Below are 13404 nucleotides of genomic sequence, written 5' to 3'. Positions count from 1 at the left end.
TTATGAGTGCAGCACATGACTGTAGAAAGTATCATGGATGGTAATACCTAAAACAAATAAGGAGTGACCTATAGGTATGGTTAGGAGTGTAGTATATGTCTACCGAAACAAAAGGTAATGAAACGTGTGGATCTAATCCGAAGGGGCTATTCTGTATCTGCTCAGGCTGCGCAAGCACTAATAAGCGCGATATACAAATATGGGCAGAAGGATATAGAGCGTCAGGCGATAGCAGTGGCGCTACATACATGGGGACTGAATTTGCTTCTTCATTAAAAGAGGCATGCGATATGTTGGCTAAGCGCGATCAAGGGTTCGCAAAATATTACGACTCTAAGAGATTGACTCATTGGGGGTGCGAGCTATTTGATAACGAAGCCGATGCCAGACGACATTTTGGATAAGGAGGAATATCTTATGGCTAAGTTAAAAGATCATGATGGATGCGGCTATTCTGTTATCGTAGGTAAGCAAGAGATTGTTGGTGCTGATCCAAATACTAATAGGGTACAATTACTGTCGTACAGAGATGCTAAGGTTATTGCTGATGCATTTAATAATAGTGATACAATCGATAGGGCTATTGCAATGGCAATTCAGTATGGCGGCATCGACGGTGCACATCATAAAACGTGGGTTATAGATCAAACGCTACGTATTTTAGCGGGCGATCGATATGGTGAGATCATAAAAGCAGCGCGTGACGGCGAAGACGGTCCGAATACATATTCATGGGATTGTGGTATAGCACCATAAAAATTACGCAACGCCCGTCTGAAAGAAATAAATGTATGAGCAAATCAATAGCTCTATATGGCGATGATATTATCGAATAACTTGTTGCTAACTTGTTAAGTATCATGCTATATTATAGCAATAGGTTGTTAAGGAGTGATACCATGATTATGATTAAATCTAATGACATATATTCTATGAAATTATATGAAGCATGGGGTTTGGCATTACGTCCGTTTCTAGAAAGGACGACTAAAGAATTTTTGTTTAAAAATATTAAATCACTTAACGAAAATGAAGCGATTGTTGTTGCCGATATATGCAGCATTATTTCAAAAGGAATAAATGCAATATCTTTAAACAAAGAAGCTGTATATAAAGATAATGTTAAATTAATATCCGCGCCTATCGTTATAGAAAAATGTGATGAATACATAGTCGTCAGATTTAACGAGGAAGCTTGCTCTTTATTCGCATTACGTTATCTAGGAAAAACCGACAATCGCTTAATAGAACGTATGTTTTTTGGTGACAATGTATCTCATGGATTTCTGAAGATGCTCAATGATGTAGTTTATATTATTTTTTCTCGCTTCCATAAGTTATTGGATGGCGAAAATATGGGCTCTGATTATTACGGCAATTTATTTAGTTATTATTCTAGGGGCGATAAAAAATAGCTGAAAATTTTATCAAAGCATTTCCATATTGGAAATCTGCTTTAATAGTCTGTACTGAAGCTACAGTACTCGGTCTTATAATAAGCTTGATTTGGCTTTACGTTGAAAGAAAAATTTACAGGAGGTAGTCTCATGTCCGTCAAAACTAAAACCAAAGACTGCCGTTGCGCTCCTGTATGTGACTTCTGTATCTATATGCTTAAGGATGAAGACTTCTGTACTGCAGAAAATACTGAAATGGATAGAACAGATGTTATCTGCGAGAAGTTCGCATGTGGCTTATGCGGCCGGAACTATAATTCATTTATATTTAAAAGCAAAAATGAGCCGGCATGATTAAGGACGATTTTTTTACTAAGAAAAATTGTGACAGATGTGGTGCTGAATTAGGCACCAGAATTATGTCTTGGTTTAATAAGGAAACCATATGTCTTAACTGTGCTGACAAAGAAAGAACTATTAGGGTTGAGCTGCACAAACAAGGCAAAACTGACCATGAGGGTTGCGGCTATATTCCTAATGTATAAAGGAGAAATACAATTGAATAACGAAAAGAAATCATGCAAAACATGTAAGTACGGCACTAAACCTCCATGCGATGATATGGTTGATGATTGTACTAATCGTGGAGGCTGGGAACCGATAATGAGTGCTACCGAAGCCATTAAATTATTGAAATCGCATAATCCAATTATTAACTACAATAAAAACACTCAGTATATGTCATTAGAGGGATGCTTTAATGTTAGGGCTGCATGGGAAATAGCTGCCCTCCTTGAATTGCAAGAAGAGCAACTTAAACAAATGAGAGAGCAGATCGGTGTGCTTAAGCCAAATATACAGTAGAAAGGAAAAAACAAAAGATGGCGAAGAAAACCATTATTAAAAGTGGCCCTATTCCTTATGATTCTTTCGAAGAAAAAGGATTTACGGCCATTACAGAATGGTATGAAACTATCGGAACCACCGATGTACGTAACGTGCATATCAGCCCTGCTTCGGCTAAAAAAATGTGCGATGCATTGACAGTATTTCATCCCAGCAGAGAAGCTGTCAATATAGCTTTTTGTATGTATGGTCCATCAGGATTTCATGAGGATGTGCCTGACGATGAATATCGCTACATACCCGGACAATAAAAGAATATTAAAAGGAGCAATTCCAATATGATTATTAGACAGACTGATATATTACATCCTATTGTTGGCCGTCAATCTGAAGAATACAGAAGCAAGGCTTACGCTGTGTTTCAGGAAATCGCGGACGCGCCTGGCGTATATAAGGCCATAAAGCATAGAGATCCTAAGTCAGATACATATACGTTTAACTACATTAAGAATTTAATTGCTGAAGGTCAGCTTGTTATAATCGTACACAAGGACAATATATATAAAGTTCTCTTAACTAATTTCGACATTACTGCAAGTTGTTATTGCGACCTTGTATGTGATTTCTGTTGTCATTATCAGTCAGATCATAATTTATGTCAGTTGCATCAAAAAGAAAAAGATCCAACAGATCCTGCCTGCAAAGCTTTTGGATGCTCTAACTGTGGCAGAACTTATGATTCATTTATAAAGCAGCCAGCAGCACAATCAGCAAATCGCAGTAATCGTCAAAATGGCGGCGAAAAATCGAAGATTGTTATTATGGGTGAGTACAGTCCTGAGCTTATAGAGACTCTTATTAAAAGCATGAATACTAAAGTTACTATTCCCGATATAGATGCAGATGTACGCTTAGACTCAGAAAACTGCGAGAAACACAAAGCTTATATCCGTAAGAAATTCGGCCCTAAAAAGGAGTGATTAACGATGATTATTCGTAGCCGCAATAAAGCAAAAGCTAAAAAGGTACAATCTAAACTTCATAAAGGACACTGTCCTAATTGTCATACGAGTTTTGACAAGAGCTATAATTTCTGTGTTGGTTGTGGTTTTCAGCTCAGAATAAATCCATATCGTAATACCATGGAAGCTATTGAACGTGGTGTTTATCCTGATAATTCAAAAGTTGTTACTTATCTTAAAAAAGAGTATGAAAATCCCGAACTTAAAGAAACACCCATGTCTATTGAAGCATCGTATATCGTTACTCGTGATAAAGGAGCATGTCCTATATGTCGAGGTACTGGTGAGTTTACTGGTTCGGAAACAACAAAATGTTTTAATTGCCGTGGCACCGGTATCATTGATATAGTTAACATTATGAATAAGAATTGCATAGCAAAAGTAAATTTACCCTAGTTATTAAGGAGTAGGTATGGATAAATCCTTTTATAAAACTTGCTCTGGCTGTGGATTGCCTATTTATCCATTACATGGTTATCATACGATACAAAAATCTACCGGTGATGAATATAGGCATCAACAATGTATCCATAAGCCTATGGTTAAAAACATCAAAATGGAATGTTTCGGCTGTCCCGATAAACAAGGTTTTGCTTGCGATGGCTGCTCGTTGGAATACGAATGTTGTGAAGTGTGTCAAAAAATTAGAGCTTTTAGGGATATTAAGTAAGAATAATTAACGTTGTCTAAATCCTAAAAGGAGTGATTATAATGTTTTCTCGTAAAGAGCTTGAAATTATTAATAGCTATATACCAAGCTCTGAAATAAAAATAAAGAATAAACTAAATAAGATATTGGTAAAGCCATTAAGCGTTGAAGAAATGTTTGAAATAGCTAAAACTATTACCTATATAGAGTTTGTAGAGAGGTATTTAATCTCAGAACTTGAGAAATCGTTGTTTAGCATGATTAATAAAGCTGGTCAATGCGAAATTCAACCGATTGTTGAAGCTTTATATTATAATAACGATTATACTAAAAAAGATATTGCCTCCGCCATTAAACGTCTTAAAAAACAGAATATTATCTGGGATATAAATGAAATGGAAAACTGGATTGGCGGCGATCTTAGATTTAAAAGATAAGGAGTGAATGCTATGAAAAACAATAATTTGCAAGAAATACAACTGGGTGATTTTGAAGTTACTTCTGGAAAACTAGCCGTCTCTGATCCATGTTATAGCATGGACACTTGGTGTAAAGGTATTCTCGAAAATGTTAAAAACGGTACTTGGAAAGCATCTGTACTTAGAGGAGAGTACAGAGAGTGGGGTGTTCGTAATCATGTATTAACAATCGTACATAAGGATTATCACGAAGTCGAGCCTCATGCTGACCATACTCTCAATGCCGATATAGGTGTAGATTCAGGTCAAGCTGGATTTTTTGATTTACCTGTATTTGAAAACAAAAACAATGCGCCGGCCGATACTAAGCTCCCAGACTGGATAGGAAATAAACCAAATTCTGAAGGACGTTGGTATAGTATGTGTTGCAACGCTACGTATGATGAAGACAATAACGAGCATCCTGGAGCTGGAATTATCCCCGGCGGTGTCGTTACTTCATCTGGTGTTGGCGACGGAAGCTATACGTGCCAATATTACACTAATGGTTTTGGAGAAGTTATCAAAGCAATTATTGATTTTCATCTTTGTGACGAAGAAGATGAAGACTAAGGAGTGAATTAGGTGTGAACAAGGCAATTCCTAAGGAACCGTGTGAGCTATGCAAGGAATGGAAAATAGACCAATGCGATGAAACTGGTCAAACAGGTTATTGTAAATTTCATGATAGTTATTTCAAGAGACTTAATAGTTGTTTTGAATTTGGGGCTAACACAAACTTTACTAAGGACCAAGCGTATAAGCTAATGCAAAACGGCCATAAAGTAACCCATAGATATTTTGGCTCCGATGAATATATTTACATCGATGAGCAAAACCGTATGTATGCAGAAGACGGCTGCCGGTTTGAAAGAGGTTGGGAAATGAGAACGGAAGACTTTTGGAAAGATGGCTGGGCCGTTTACAAAAAGTAAAAAATTTGAATAATACAAAGGAGCGATTTATTTGATTGAGCTCTCAGTTGAGTCTTTAGGACTTATAATTGGAATTGCTATGGCCATAAGTTGGTTTGTTGGCGCATACGCACCCACTAAAAAGAAACCGGGAGCGTAGATGAATTAATGGAATGTAAAAACTGTTGCTATAGTCATGTGTCCGATAAAATATCGGAAGATAATTTACTATGCCTTTACAAAGGGTTTCCGTATGTGTTTATGTATTTACACGGTAAATATACAGGTGAATACAATTGGTGCAATAATAAATATTTCCGCAAAAAGAAGAAAAATAGGGGCGAATAAACGTGCAAGAAGCAAGATTAGGTTATTGCGAACGCTGCGGCGGCCAGATCAAACCAGTATTTTGTATTGACGATACAACTGGTAATCGCGTACTTAGTCATGGTGAATGTGAGTACTGTGAAAAACCTTTGAGCGTATCAGAAATGACTATGAGAGAATACCGGCAATTACCGGTGCAACCGAAGCCAATTAGAAAGGATTGAGATTATGTTATTTGAATTCTCGGCGATGGCCGACGATCACACCACTATATACGGAGTTATAGAATCTGACAATAGAAGCAATGCAGCGGCGGCAGTATCGGAATTTGTTTCTAAAACTGCATTTATTGATTTAGGTTTTATTATCAATCTAAGTGAGTTGAAATTAACGCCCAATACTCCTTGTGTGATTGCAACCACAACTTCTCATGTTCTATTCTCGATGGGAACTCCAAGGAGTATAAAATAAGCTTATGCATATAATCGAAGAAAAACCAGTAATTCGTAAATTTATCGACCATCGTGGTAGTTGGCGACAAGGATGGAATATACTACGTAAGATCTCAGTTAAAGCCTACGATAATTACAATCCGCCTTACTATGGTATCTGTATAGAAACTGCTAATTATATGTCATGGAATTATAATACATTGTGCCGGATCTTAGAGATGCCGGATAACTATTTGGAATCTAAAGTAATTCAATATTGCGGCGAAGTTGCTATTTGGAACAAAGACTCTGGAACCCGGCATATTAAGTTTTATGATAAGGCATTAGCTAATCAGTTTTTAATTGGTATCATCGAACCTATCTTAAAGAAATTTAAAGAAGCGTAGTGAGCCATGAACAGAGGCTGTTCATATATAGATACTGGTAATAGGGAGATTAATATGCGTTCAATTATCGAAAAGAAAAACATCACGCTAGAGTTAAAAGCTACGTTGCCCCATTCTGAAGATGTCGAAAACTATAGAGCTGTCGGTGCTTGGGGTTGCGGCAATTGTGGAAAACAATTTATAGTTCCTAACGATGATCGTGTTCAACCTCGTTATTGTCCATTTTGTGGTGATCATGATTTACTAAGACATGATAAGGCGTGATTGTTTTTAGGTAGACAAATCAACGCTATTGCCGATATGTTTAAATATATGTAGGGGGTTTAATAATGAAAAGAAAAACCATGTTTGTCGGTATATTATCTGTCTTGTTGATCTCATCAATAATAGCAGGCTGCGGTCCAAAACCAGGAGAGTCGCTCGGAGACGATGATGGTTTAAACAGATTTGTTATCTTGGAGCGCATCGACAAGAACCATTATGTTATTGCCGATAAAAAGAATCGATTTGAGTATTTTTTGTCACGCACTTACAATGGCAGTTACGTTATTGGTGGCAATGTGCTTGACGAAACTGGTAAGCCAACAAAATTCGAGGGAGAATTCCCTAAATCGAAGGAGTGATTATCTTGGGCAGACAAATTAAAACCACTGAAGATGGTAAGTGGCAGCTCTATTCTACTATTACCGAATCCAATATAGCCGAATTCGATACAGAAACTAAGATGAAGAAACATATAGCCATGGGAGCAATTTATGATGCTAAACGGGAAGCTATTAAGACTTTGATGGTATTTCCTTATGGCTTTATTGTTAACGACAGAAGAATCATGAATGATGCCGGTCTTTCTTCTAATCAAAAAGAATGCTATGAGTGGGAAAAAGAGCTACTGTCAACTTGTGATACTTTTGAAGAGTATTATAAAAAGATCGATGACAAACTTAATGAGCTTCTGGAGCAAAGCTAATTATGGGCGAATTCTGGAATGATTTATATACTTTGTATGCTGCCAAGCAGGCTTTTTCTGATAAGTATTGGTATATAGGTGATATACTAATCATGGGAGTTGTACTTATATTGGGTTATTCCGTAATTAAAATTAAAAGGAAATAAGGAGGTTAACATGAAAGGCTTTGCTAAGCGAATTAAAGAGATGGGCGGGACGGTCTATATTGTTGGCGGATACGTGCGTGATTCGCTACGGGGCAAGCAGCCAAATGACAAAGATTTTGTTGTCACCGGAATTACTGAAGATATGTTATTAACAGCATATCCTAAGGCTGAAAAAGTAGGTAAATCATTTCCCGTCTATTTAATCAAAGTCGATAATGAGCTTTGTGAGATAGCGCTGGCTAGAACAGAAGAGAAAACTGGTACTGGATATACTGGTTTTACTGTCCGATTTGACCCGGGTGTAACGATCGAAGAAGATCTAACGCGGCGCGATACAACAATGAATAGTATTGCTCTTGATATTCTTAGCGGCCAGCTCATTGATCCATTCTATGGCGTGCATGATATTAGAACCAAAACTATCAGGGCTACCTCGAATCATTTTAAAGACGATCCGGTTCGAGCATTACGAGCTGCTAGACAGGCTGCACAGTTTAAGTTTATGATCAGTACTGAAACTTACATGTTAATGTGTGATTGTAAGGAAGAACTTAAAAACGAACCTACAGAACGATTTGTAAAAGAACTTGAGAAAGCATTGCGGTGTGATAAACCGTCTTTGTATTTTCGGGCCCTAAAACAAGCCGGTATTCTTGATGCTGTATATCCTCAGATATATGATTTGATTGGACAAACTCAGCCGCCAAAGTATCATCCTGAAGGTGATGCGTTTGAGCATAGTATGCTCGTACTTGATGAAGTAGCAGCACTAACCGACCGTGTAGAAGTTCGGTTTGCAGCTTTAGTGCATGATTTAGGCAAGGGACTCACAGACAAGTCTGAACTTCCCCATCATAAGCATCATGATGATACAGGGGTAACAGCATTAGCTAGCTTTGATCGTTGTATGACATTGCCTAGTACCTGGTTGAAATGCGGCCGTTTTGCTATAGAAAATCATATGCGAGCTATGAATTTAGTGCGCTGTGGAAAAATCGTAGAATTGTTAAATCAATTAAGTAAAAACCCTATTGGCATCGACGGGTTTACTACTATTTTGTCTGTTGATTCTGGGAGCGTACCTTCGTATTTAGCTGATTACGATAAGCTTATTAAAGCTATTAAATCAGTTAGTGGTAGTTCAGCACCCGCTCAACTTAAGGGCAAGCAAATTGGTGATTGGTTATTTCAAGAACAAATCCGCGCTTTTCGAGCTTGTTATAAAAAATAATGGAGGTTAACATGCGTCGTTTACAGTTGATAAGCTTGTTAACATGTGTTATCATCTTGATGTTACCCATAGTAGCAATGGGCAAAACTTATGTTAAAGTCACTCACGAGGTTAAAACAGGAGAAGATCTTACCTGTATAGCTATGCAATATATTACACCTGATAGGTATTTACCTGAATTCCGTGAGGGAATCGTTGAACATAATTGGAATACTGTCTTTTACGATCGTGGCCGGCCTGCATATGTTGTGCCTGGAGACATACTGGAAGTATGCTACTGGAAAGATTAAGGAGGTATTATTTTGGCGCACGATCCGGAAAAGCTGCTACCATTCTGCATGCGTTGCTTTGGTGTGGGTTTTGTAGCCACCAGAAACGCTAATTTCTGCCATAAATGCGGTAGTCATGATACTTGTATCAATCTAAAATATAAGGAAATCAAATACATGAGCGATAATATCGATGTACTACTGAAACAACAAAAACCTGATTATATTAAATATATTCTTAAGGCTACTCAAATCATCTTAACCTTGGCATTGTTGGGTTATACGTATGCAGCTGTAAGTACAATCGCACAAGGAGGCATTTTTACCTGGATAGGTATCATCACACTAACGATCATTATTAAGTTCTGGAATGAAATCAAAAATATAAAGGAGTTATATCGATGAAAACAATTCTTGACCAGATAGATAAAGGCACTATCGAGATTAAATGCGAGCTTGGTGCTGGTTATGTAGAAACGCAAGACTTAGAAGGCCAACGGCAGCGTCGTGAGAGCTGGAAAAATGCATTATTGGATCTTGCTCGTCGTGGTGCAAAAACTCTCTGGATCGATATCAATCAAGAACGCCCTAAAAATCAGGAAATAGTTGATATATATCTTGAAAATGGTTCCATAGTAGCTGGTGTTATTTATAATGAAGAAACCGATGGACAAGGCGACGCTCATTTCTACGAGGAAGATTGGGATTATGTTTATGATTTATCAAAAGTCACTCATTGGATGCATCCTCCAGCAGCTCCGGAGCGGATACGATGAAATCTGGATTTATTAAAAGCTCATGGATTGCTATACACCCAACGCATCGTATGGATGCTTGTTTTTGGCTCAAAGTACTTGAAGCTATCAAGGCCGAGCAAACAGATATCAATGATGATATTGAGCTGGTCGACCTTGTTAAACGAATACAGCGAGCTTATGGCAACAATAATCCATACGATCCTATGTTTAGCGTTGAAAAGAAAAAAGAACATTTGGCTCAACTTGAAGCGGAAGCTAATAAGATTCGAGCTGCTATTCAAGAATTTGAAGAACGTAAATGGTAAGGGAGTGATATTTATGATTTCAATAGAGGCAATTAGCAGCTTTTTAGTAATATGGTTTTTCGTAAGCTGTATCTATATTCTTTTCAAGTTATTTCTTGAATTGAAACCTAAGTATCAAATTGGCGACATTATCTTATATCAAACCGACGAAGAAAATGGATATGGCACAATCGGTGCAGTCATTAAAACTGAAGTAACGAGAAGATGCGAATTATTCAATAAATATTCTTATGACACCGATTTTGACTATTACATTTCTAAAGATTCATTCGTCTATAATGACAATGAAAGTACTTATATTTCTGAGAACAATATTGTTTCTAAGTATATCGTTAAATAAAGAGCAGTAATGTAAAATAGATACGTTGAAAAACTAAAAAGGTATGAATATGCCTTAATTAGAGGTACTAAAAATGTTAGAAAAAGAGCAATGCCCTAACTGTGGATCGTTACTCGAAGAGATTGTTGATGGTGAAGAAGATATCGATCTAGATCACCGATATACAATTATTGTTGCTTCTCATAATGAATGTCCAAAATGCGGACTTGTTAGATGGGGAGATGATATTTTTCGTCCATATGCAGCTTTAACTCCAGGAAAGGAGGAGCAACCAAGTGGTTAGGTCCGTAACTACTTATTATTGCAGTAAATGTAACCAAGATTTTAAGACACGAAAAGAAGCCAAGCAATGCGAGGATAGTCATTATAAATTCGTTAAGGTATTCGAAAAGATATACCGTCCAGGAGCAAGAGCACCCAAATTATTGCATGTAGAAATAGATATTGGTGGGGATAAAAAAGAGGTCTATTACGAATTAGTGAGAGACGGATGGGGAAGTAAATAAACGGAGGAATGGTTGTTATGGCAAAAGTTAAATTTTATGCTGTTAGAGTAGGAAGAAAACCTGGCATATATAATTCATGGGACGAATGTGAAGAGCAAACAAAGGGGTTTCATGGAGCGGAATACAAATCGTTTACCGATATCAATGAAGCAAATAATTATATGTGTCCACAGGCTGCTAAGTTCATGGATACTTGCCCAGTATGTGGATATAAGGGCGCTCTTGAAGTTGAGTCATGTGTGTGTCACTTGAAAGGTGTTATATTGGAATCAGATGGATTTGTAATCCAACAAGCTAGACGCATCGATACTCATAATGAAATAATCCGATGTGGTAGATGTAATACTGATTTTAGTCTAAATGCATTAACGATTAAGGGGTAATTGCCGTGGCTAATTATGATCCAGTTTTTATGAGCGATGCCCATTTAAAAAATGCCATCGTATGGCATTACCAAAAAGGTAACAATAAGTATGTTAAGTTGCTTCAATTAGAGCTAGCTGAACGACCAAGGTGTTGGTTATAAAAACTTATACCTAGACAATGATCGATTACATAAACTTTGTATGAATAAAAGGAGCACATATGACAAAAACATGCAATGGTCATGATCAATCAATTGACTTAGTAAATGAATGTACTGTGATTATCTATCAACTACCCCAAGGCGATAGCCGTAAATTTTGGGGAAATAGCTCCAAATTTTCTAAACCGTTTGATAGAGCTGCTTATGAAAAAATCTATGAATGTAAGCGCATAAAAGAATACAATCAAAATACGGCATGGGAAGAATTTAATATTTGTCATCCCGCCGATTATAAAGGACATTCACTAAGTGTAAGTGATATTGTTTCGATCGATGGAAAAGAATTCTTTTGTGATTCAATAGGCTGGTTAGAAGTTGTCGACGGAAAATTACAACAATCTTAAAGAACGGTGAAACACAATGGACTTGATTAATGCTTATATTCAAAGAAGAAACCTTGTTAAAGCTGCACTTGACCGATACTATATGAAATGTAAAAATTGCAACGGAATCGGCATAGTATCACTAGGAGAAGAGGAACTGCGTCAGCTTCAGAATTATTGGTCGTTTCCAACATTTATATGTTGTCCAGTTTGCGATGGTGAAATTTATATTCATATGACCGAATCTGAAGCAACAAAAGAAGAAATAGAATGGGCAGTTCAACTATATATTAAACACAAAAATAGAAAAGAACGCCATGCGAAAAATCAAAAAACTAAGAAACCATGGCTTCAAAAATCTAATTACAATGATCCAAGATTTGGATAGTTAGGAGTGGTACTATTATTAGCTCATCGATTATAGCTATATTTACATTCAAGGCTTTTGATTGTGTGTTTGGCACCGTTAAAAGCATTATGTTGTACAAAGGAAAACCTTTTTCATCGGCTATGTGTAGTACACTTGCAACAGCTATGTATGCATTGTCTTTACTGTTTATGTTCCGTGATAATAGCATAGGTGGGCTAATAGCTCTATGCGCAGCAACATTTATTGGCAGTTATCTACCAGCGAAAGCCATGGACAAACTAGAAAAAGACAAGCTTTATGTTTATGAAATAACATCAAATACATTAGAAACAGGTAAAGAATTTGCCGATATATTACGGGAGTGTAATATTCCTGTTAGCACTTTGGTTATTCACGATAAAAATTTAAACAAAGTCTTATTTTGTAAGGCATATAGCCAAACAAAAGCAGATAGTAGAATAATTAAAAGCTTAATGCCAGATACTTTTAAGCTTACGATTATATCATCTGTCATTGTTAAGGAGTGATTAATTAATGTATATTCAGATTACGTCAAGATGTAACATGAATTGCTGCCATTGCTGTTATAATTGCACTGCTAAAGGCACTGATATGACTATGAAGGTATTCGAAACTGCTTGCGAACTCGCTAGTCAGTATAATCACGATATATTTATTGGAGGCGGCGAACCTACATTACATCCGAAATTTTGGGCAATGCTTGGTATGGCCATGACCTACTCAATTGAGGGTAAGGTTGGTTTAATAACTAACGGTAGTATAACTGAAACAGCTCTTAGACTTGCTAGGATGGCACATAACGGAATTATATATTGCGGGTTAAGTCAAGATATGTATCACGACCGAATCGACAAAGAAGTAATAGCTGCATTTTCTAATGGATTAAATCCTTATGGACGCAATAAGGATGAAAACGACTTACGTGAGGTTCGGAACGTTGGTTATAATGTATCGGCTATTGGCCGAGCTAAAACATATCAAATATCTAGTGATTTTCACTGTGTTTGCGAAGATATATTTGTAGCTCCATCAGGAAAAATTTATGAATGTGGCTGCAAAAAGAAATCACTGGGGACAGTATTTGAACCGAGCATCGAAGGCTATAAATATGAATGCTCAAGAGCGGCTTAA

33 protein-coding genes are annotated in these 13404 nt (G+C 37.0%); all 33 read left to right on the top strand.

Translation table 11 applies throughout. The features are described from left to right. Positions 1-95 precede the first annotated feature (95 nt). Complete coding sequence (locus ACZ449_RS00480; protein WP_464256833.1) at positions 96-404, top strand: hypothetical protein; 309 nt, start codon at positions 96-98, stop codon at positions 402-404. Next, positions 367-756, top strand: coding sequence for a hypothetical protein (locus ACZ449_RS00475; RefSeq protein ID WP_464256832.1), 390 nt, complete (start codon positions 367-369; stop codon positions 754-756). Before ACZ449_RS00480 ends, ACZ449_RS00475 begins: the two co-directional genes overlap by 38 nt. Before the next feature lie 143 nt (positions 757-899). Next, complete coding sequence (locus tag ACZ449_RS00470; protein WP_464256831.1) at positions 900-1415, top strand: hypothetical protein; 516 nt, start codon at positions 900-902, stop codon at positions 1413-1415. Positions 1416-1547: 132 nt separating this feature from the next. Further along, positions 1548-1751: a hypothetical protein gene (locus tag ACZ449_RS00465; RefSeq protein WP_464256830.1), complete on the top strand. Its 204-nt coding sequence runs from the start codon at positions 1548-1550 to the stop codon at positions 1749-1751. Beyond that, the gene (locus ACZ449_RS00460; protein WP_464256829.1) at positions 1748-1942 is read left to right on the top strand and encodes a hypothetical protein; all 195 of its coding nucleotides are present in this window, start codon (positions 1748-1750) and stop codon (positions 1940-1942) included. The genes ACZ449_RS00465 and ACZ449_RS00460 overlap by 4 nt, the downstream gene beginning before the upstream one ends. Positions 1943-1955: 13 nt before the next feature. Continuing rightward, complete coding sequence (locus ACZ449_RS00455; protein WP_464256828.1) at positions 1956-2261, top strand: hypothetical protein; 306 nt, start codon at positions 1956-1958, stop codon at positions 2259-2261. A 17-nt stretch (positions 2262-2278) separates the two neighbouring features. Next, on the top strand, positions 2279-2554 hold the full coding sequence (locus ACZ449_RS00450; protein WP_464256827.1) for a hypothetical protein: 276 nt from the start codon (positions 2279-2281) through the stop codon (positions 2552-2554). A 27-nt stretch (positions 2555-2581) separates the two neighbouring features. After that, complete coding sequence (locus tag ACZ449_RS00445) at positions 2582-3223, top strand: hypothetical protein (protein WP_464256826.1); 642 nt, start codon at positions 2582-2584, stop codon at positions 3221-3223. A 6-nt stretch (positions 3224-3229) separates the two neighbouring features. After that, positions 3230-3661: a hypothetical protein gene (locus tag ACZ449_RS00440; protein WP_464256825.1), complete on the top strand. Its 432-nt coding sequence runs from the start codon at positions 3230-3232 to the stop codon at positions 3659-3661. A 16-nt stretch (positions 3662-3677) separates the two neighbouring features. Beyond that, entirely contained in the window at positions 3678-3935 is a 258-nt protein-coding gene (locus ACZ449_RS00435) for a hypothetical protein (protein WP_464256824.1), read from the top strand. Positions 3936-3976: 41 nt separating this feature from the next. After that, complete coding sequence (locus ACZ449_RS00430; protein WP_464256823.1) at positions 3977-4351, top strand: hypothetical protein; 375 nt, start codon at positions 3977-3979, stop codon at positions 4349-4351. Positions 4352-4363: 12 nt separating this feature from the next. Further along, the gene (locus ACZ449_RS00425) at positions 4364-4945 is read left to right on the top strand and encodes a DUF4241 domain-containing protein (protein ID WP_464256822.1); all 582 of its coding nucleotides are present in this window, start codon (positions 4364-4366) and stop codon (positions 4943-4945) included. Positions 4946-4959: 14 nt separating this feature from the next. Further along, positions 4960-5307, top strand: coding sequence for a hypothetical protein (locus ACZ449_RS00420; RefSeq protein ID WP_464256821.1), 348 nt, complete (start codon positions 4960-4962; stop codon positions 5305-5307). A 329-nt stretch (positions 5308-5636) separates the two neighbouring features. Further along, entirely contained in the window at positions 5637-5837 is a 201-nt protein-coding gene (locus ACZ449_RS00415) for a hypothetical protein (RefSeq protein ID WP_464256820.1), read from the top strand. 4 nt (positions 5838-5841) lie between these two features. Further along, complete coding sequence (locus tag ACZ449_RS00410) at positions 5842-6084, top strand: hypothetical protein (protein WP_464256819.1); 243 nt, start codon at positions 5842-5844, stop codon at positions 6082-6084. Positions 6085-6088: 4 nt separating this feature from the next. After that, positions 6089-6451, top strand: coding sequence for a hypothetical protein (locus ACZ449_RS00405; RefSeq protein WP_464256818.1), 363 nt, complete (start codon positions 6089-6091; stop codon positions 6449-6451). 54 nt (positions 6452-6505) lie between these two features. Beyond that, the gene (locus ACZ449_RS00400) at positions 6506-6715 is read left to right on the top strand and encodes a hypothetical protein (RefSeq protein WP_464256817.1); all 210 of its coding nucleotides are present in this window, start codon (positions 6506-6508) and stop codon (positions 6713-6715) included. 65 nt (positions 6716-6780) lie between these two features. Further along, entirely contained in the window at positions 6781-7074 is a 294-nt protein-coding gene (locus ACZ449_RS00395) for a hypothetical protein (protein WP_464256816.1), read from the top strand. A gap of 5 nt (positions 7075-7079) precedes the next feature. Beyond that, positions 7080-7418 carry a hypothetical protein gene (locus tag ACZ449_RS00390; RefSeq protein WP_464256815.1) on the top strand — a complete coding sequence of 113 codons (339 nt, stop codon included), beginning with the start codon at positions 7080-7082 and terminating at the stop codon, positions 7416-7418. A 156-nt stretch (positions 7419-7574) separates the two neighbouring features. Continuing rightward, positions 7575-8795 (top strand): HD domain-containing protein, encoded by a 1221-nt coding sequence (locus tag ACZ449_RS00385; RefSeq protein ID WP_464256814.1) that lies wholly within the window; start codon positions 7575-7577, stop codon positions 8793-8795. An 11-nt stretch (positions 8796-8806) separates the two neighbouring features. Further along, a complete protein-coding gene (locus tag ACZ449_RS00380) occupies positions 8807-9085 on the top strand; it encodes a hypothetical protein (protein ID WP_464256813.1) in 279 nt (92 codons plus the stop codon). 12 nt (positions 9086-9097) lie between these two features. Then, on the top strand, positions 9098-9469 hold the full coding sequence (locus ACZ449_RS00375; RefSeq protein ID WP_464256812.1) for a hypothetical protein: 372 nt from the start codon (positions 9098-9100) through the stop codon (positions 9467-9469). Beyond that, a complete protein-coding gene (locus tag ACZ449_RS00370) occupies positions 9466-9840 on the top strand; it encodes a hypothetical protein (RefSeq protein ID WP_464256811.1) in 375 nt (124 codons plus the stop codon). Before ACZ449_RS00375 ends, ACZ449_RS00370 begins: the two co-directional genes overlap by 4 nt. After that, positions 9837-10127: a hypothetical protein gene (locus tag ACZ449_RS00365; protein WP_464256810.1), complete on the top strand. Its 291-nt coding sequence runs from the start codon at positions 9837-9839 to the stop codon at positions 10125-10127. The genes ACZ449_RS00370 and ACZ449_RS00365 overlap by 4 nt, the downstream gene beginning before the upstream one ends. 13 nt (positions 10128-10140) lie before the next feature. Continuing rightward, positions 10141-10467: a hypothetical protein gene (locus ACZ449_RS00360; protein WP_464256809.1), complete on the top strand. Its 327-nt coding sequence runs from the start codon at positions 10141-10143 to the stop codon at positions 10465-10467. Between the two features lie 73 nt (positions 10468-10540). Next, entirely contained in the window at positions 10541-10750 is a 210-nt protein-coding gene (locus ACZ449_RS00355) for a YgiT-type zinc finger protein (RefSeq protein ID WP_464256808.1), read from the top strand. After that, positions 10743-10973 (top strand): hypothetical protein, encoded by a 231-nt coding sequence (locus tag ACZ449_RS00350; RefSeq protein WP_464256807.1) that lies wholly within the window; start codon positions 10743-10745, stop codon positions 10971-10973. Before ACZ449_RS00355 ends, ACZ449_RS00350 begins: the two co-directional genes overlap by 8 nt. A 17-nt stretch (positions 10974-10990) precedes the next feature. Continuing rightward, positions 10991-11356, top strand: a complete 366-nt coding sequence (locus tag ACZ449_RS00345; protein WP_464256806.1) for a ribonuclease H1 domain-containing protein — start codon at positions 10991-10993, stop codon at positions 11354-11356. Between the two features lie 5 nt (positions 11357-11361). Then, the gene (locus ACZ449_RS00340; protein WP_464256805.1) at positions 11362-11499 is read left to right on the top strand and encodes a hypothetical protein; all 138 of its coding nucleotides are present in this window, start codon (positions 11362-11364) and stop codon (positions 11497-11499) included. Between the two features lie 59 nt (positions 11500-11558). Next, positions 11559-11903 (top strand): YodL domain-containing protein, encoded by a 345-nt coding sequence (locus tag ACZ449_RS00335; RefSeq protein ID WP_464256804.1) that lies wholly within the window; start codon positions 11559-11561, stop codon positions 11901-11903. Positions 11904-11919: 16 nt separating this feature from the next. Next, positions 11920-12270: a hypothetical protein gene (locus ACZ449_RS00330; RefSeq protein WP_464256803.1), complete on the top strand. Its 351-nt coding sequence runs from the start codon at positions 11920-11922 to the stop codon at positions 12268-12270. A gap of 65 nt (positions 12271-12335) precedes the next feature. Next, a complete protein-coding gene (locus tag ACZ449_RS00325; RefSeq protein ID WP_464256802.1) occupies positions 12336-12779 on the top strand; it encodes a hypothetical protein in 444 nt (147 codons plus the stop codon). A gap of 7 nt (positions 12780-12786) precedes the next feature. After that, positions 12787-13404, top strand: coding sequence for a radical SAM protein (locus ACZ449_RS00320; RefSeq protein WP_464256801.1), 618 nt, complete (start codon positions 12787-12789; stop codon positions 13402-13404).

The sequence above is a fragment of the Desulfosporomusa polytropa genome, assembly GCF_055380075.1.
Note: the sequence above shows the minus strand (reverse complement) of the source record. Positions and strands in the feature narration are given on the sequence as shown.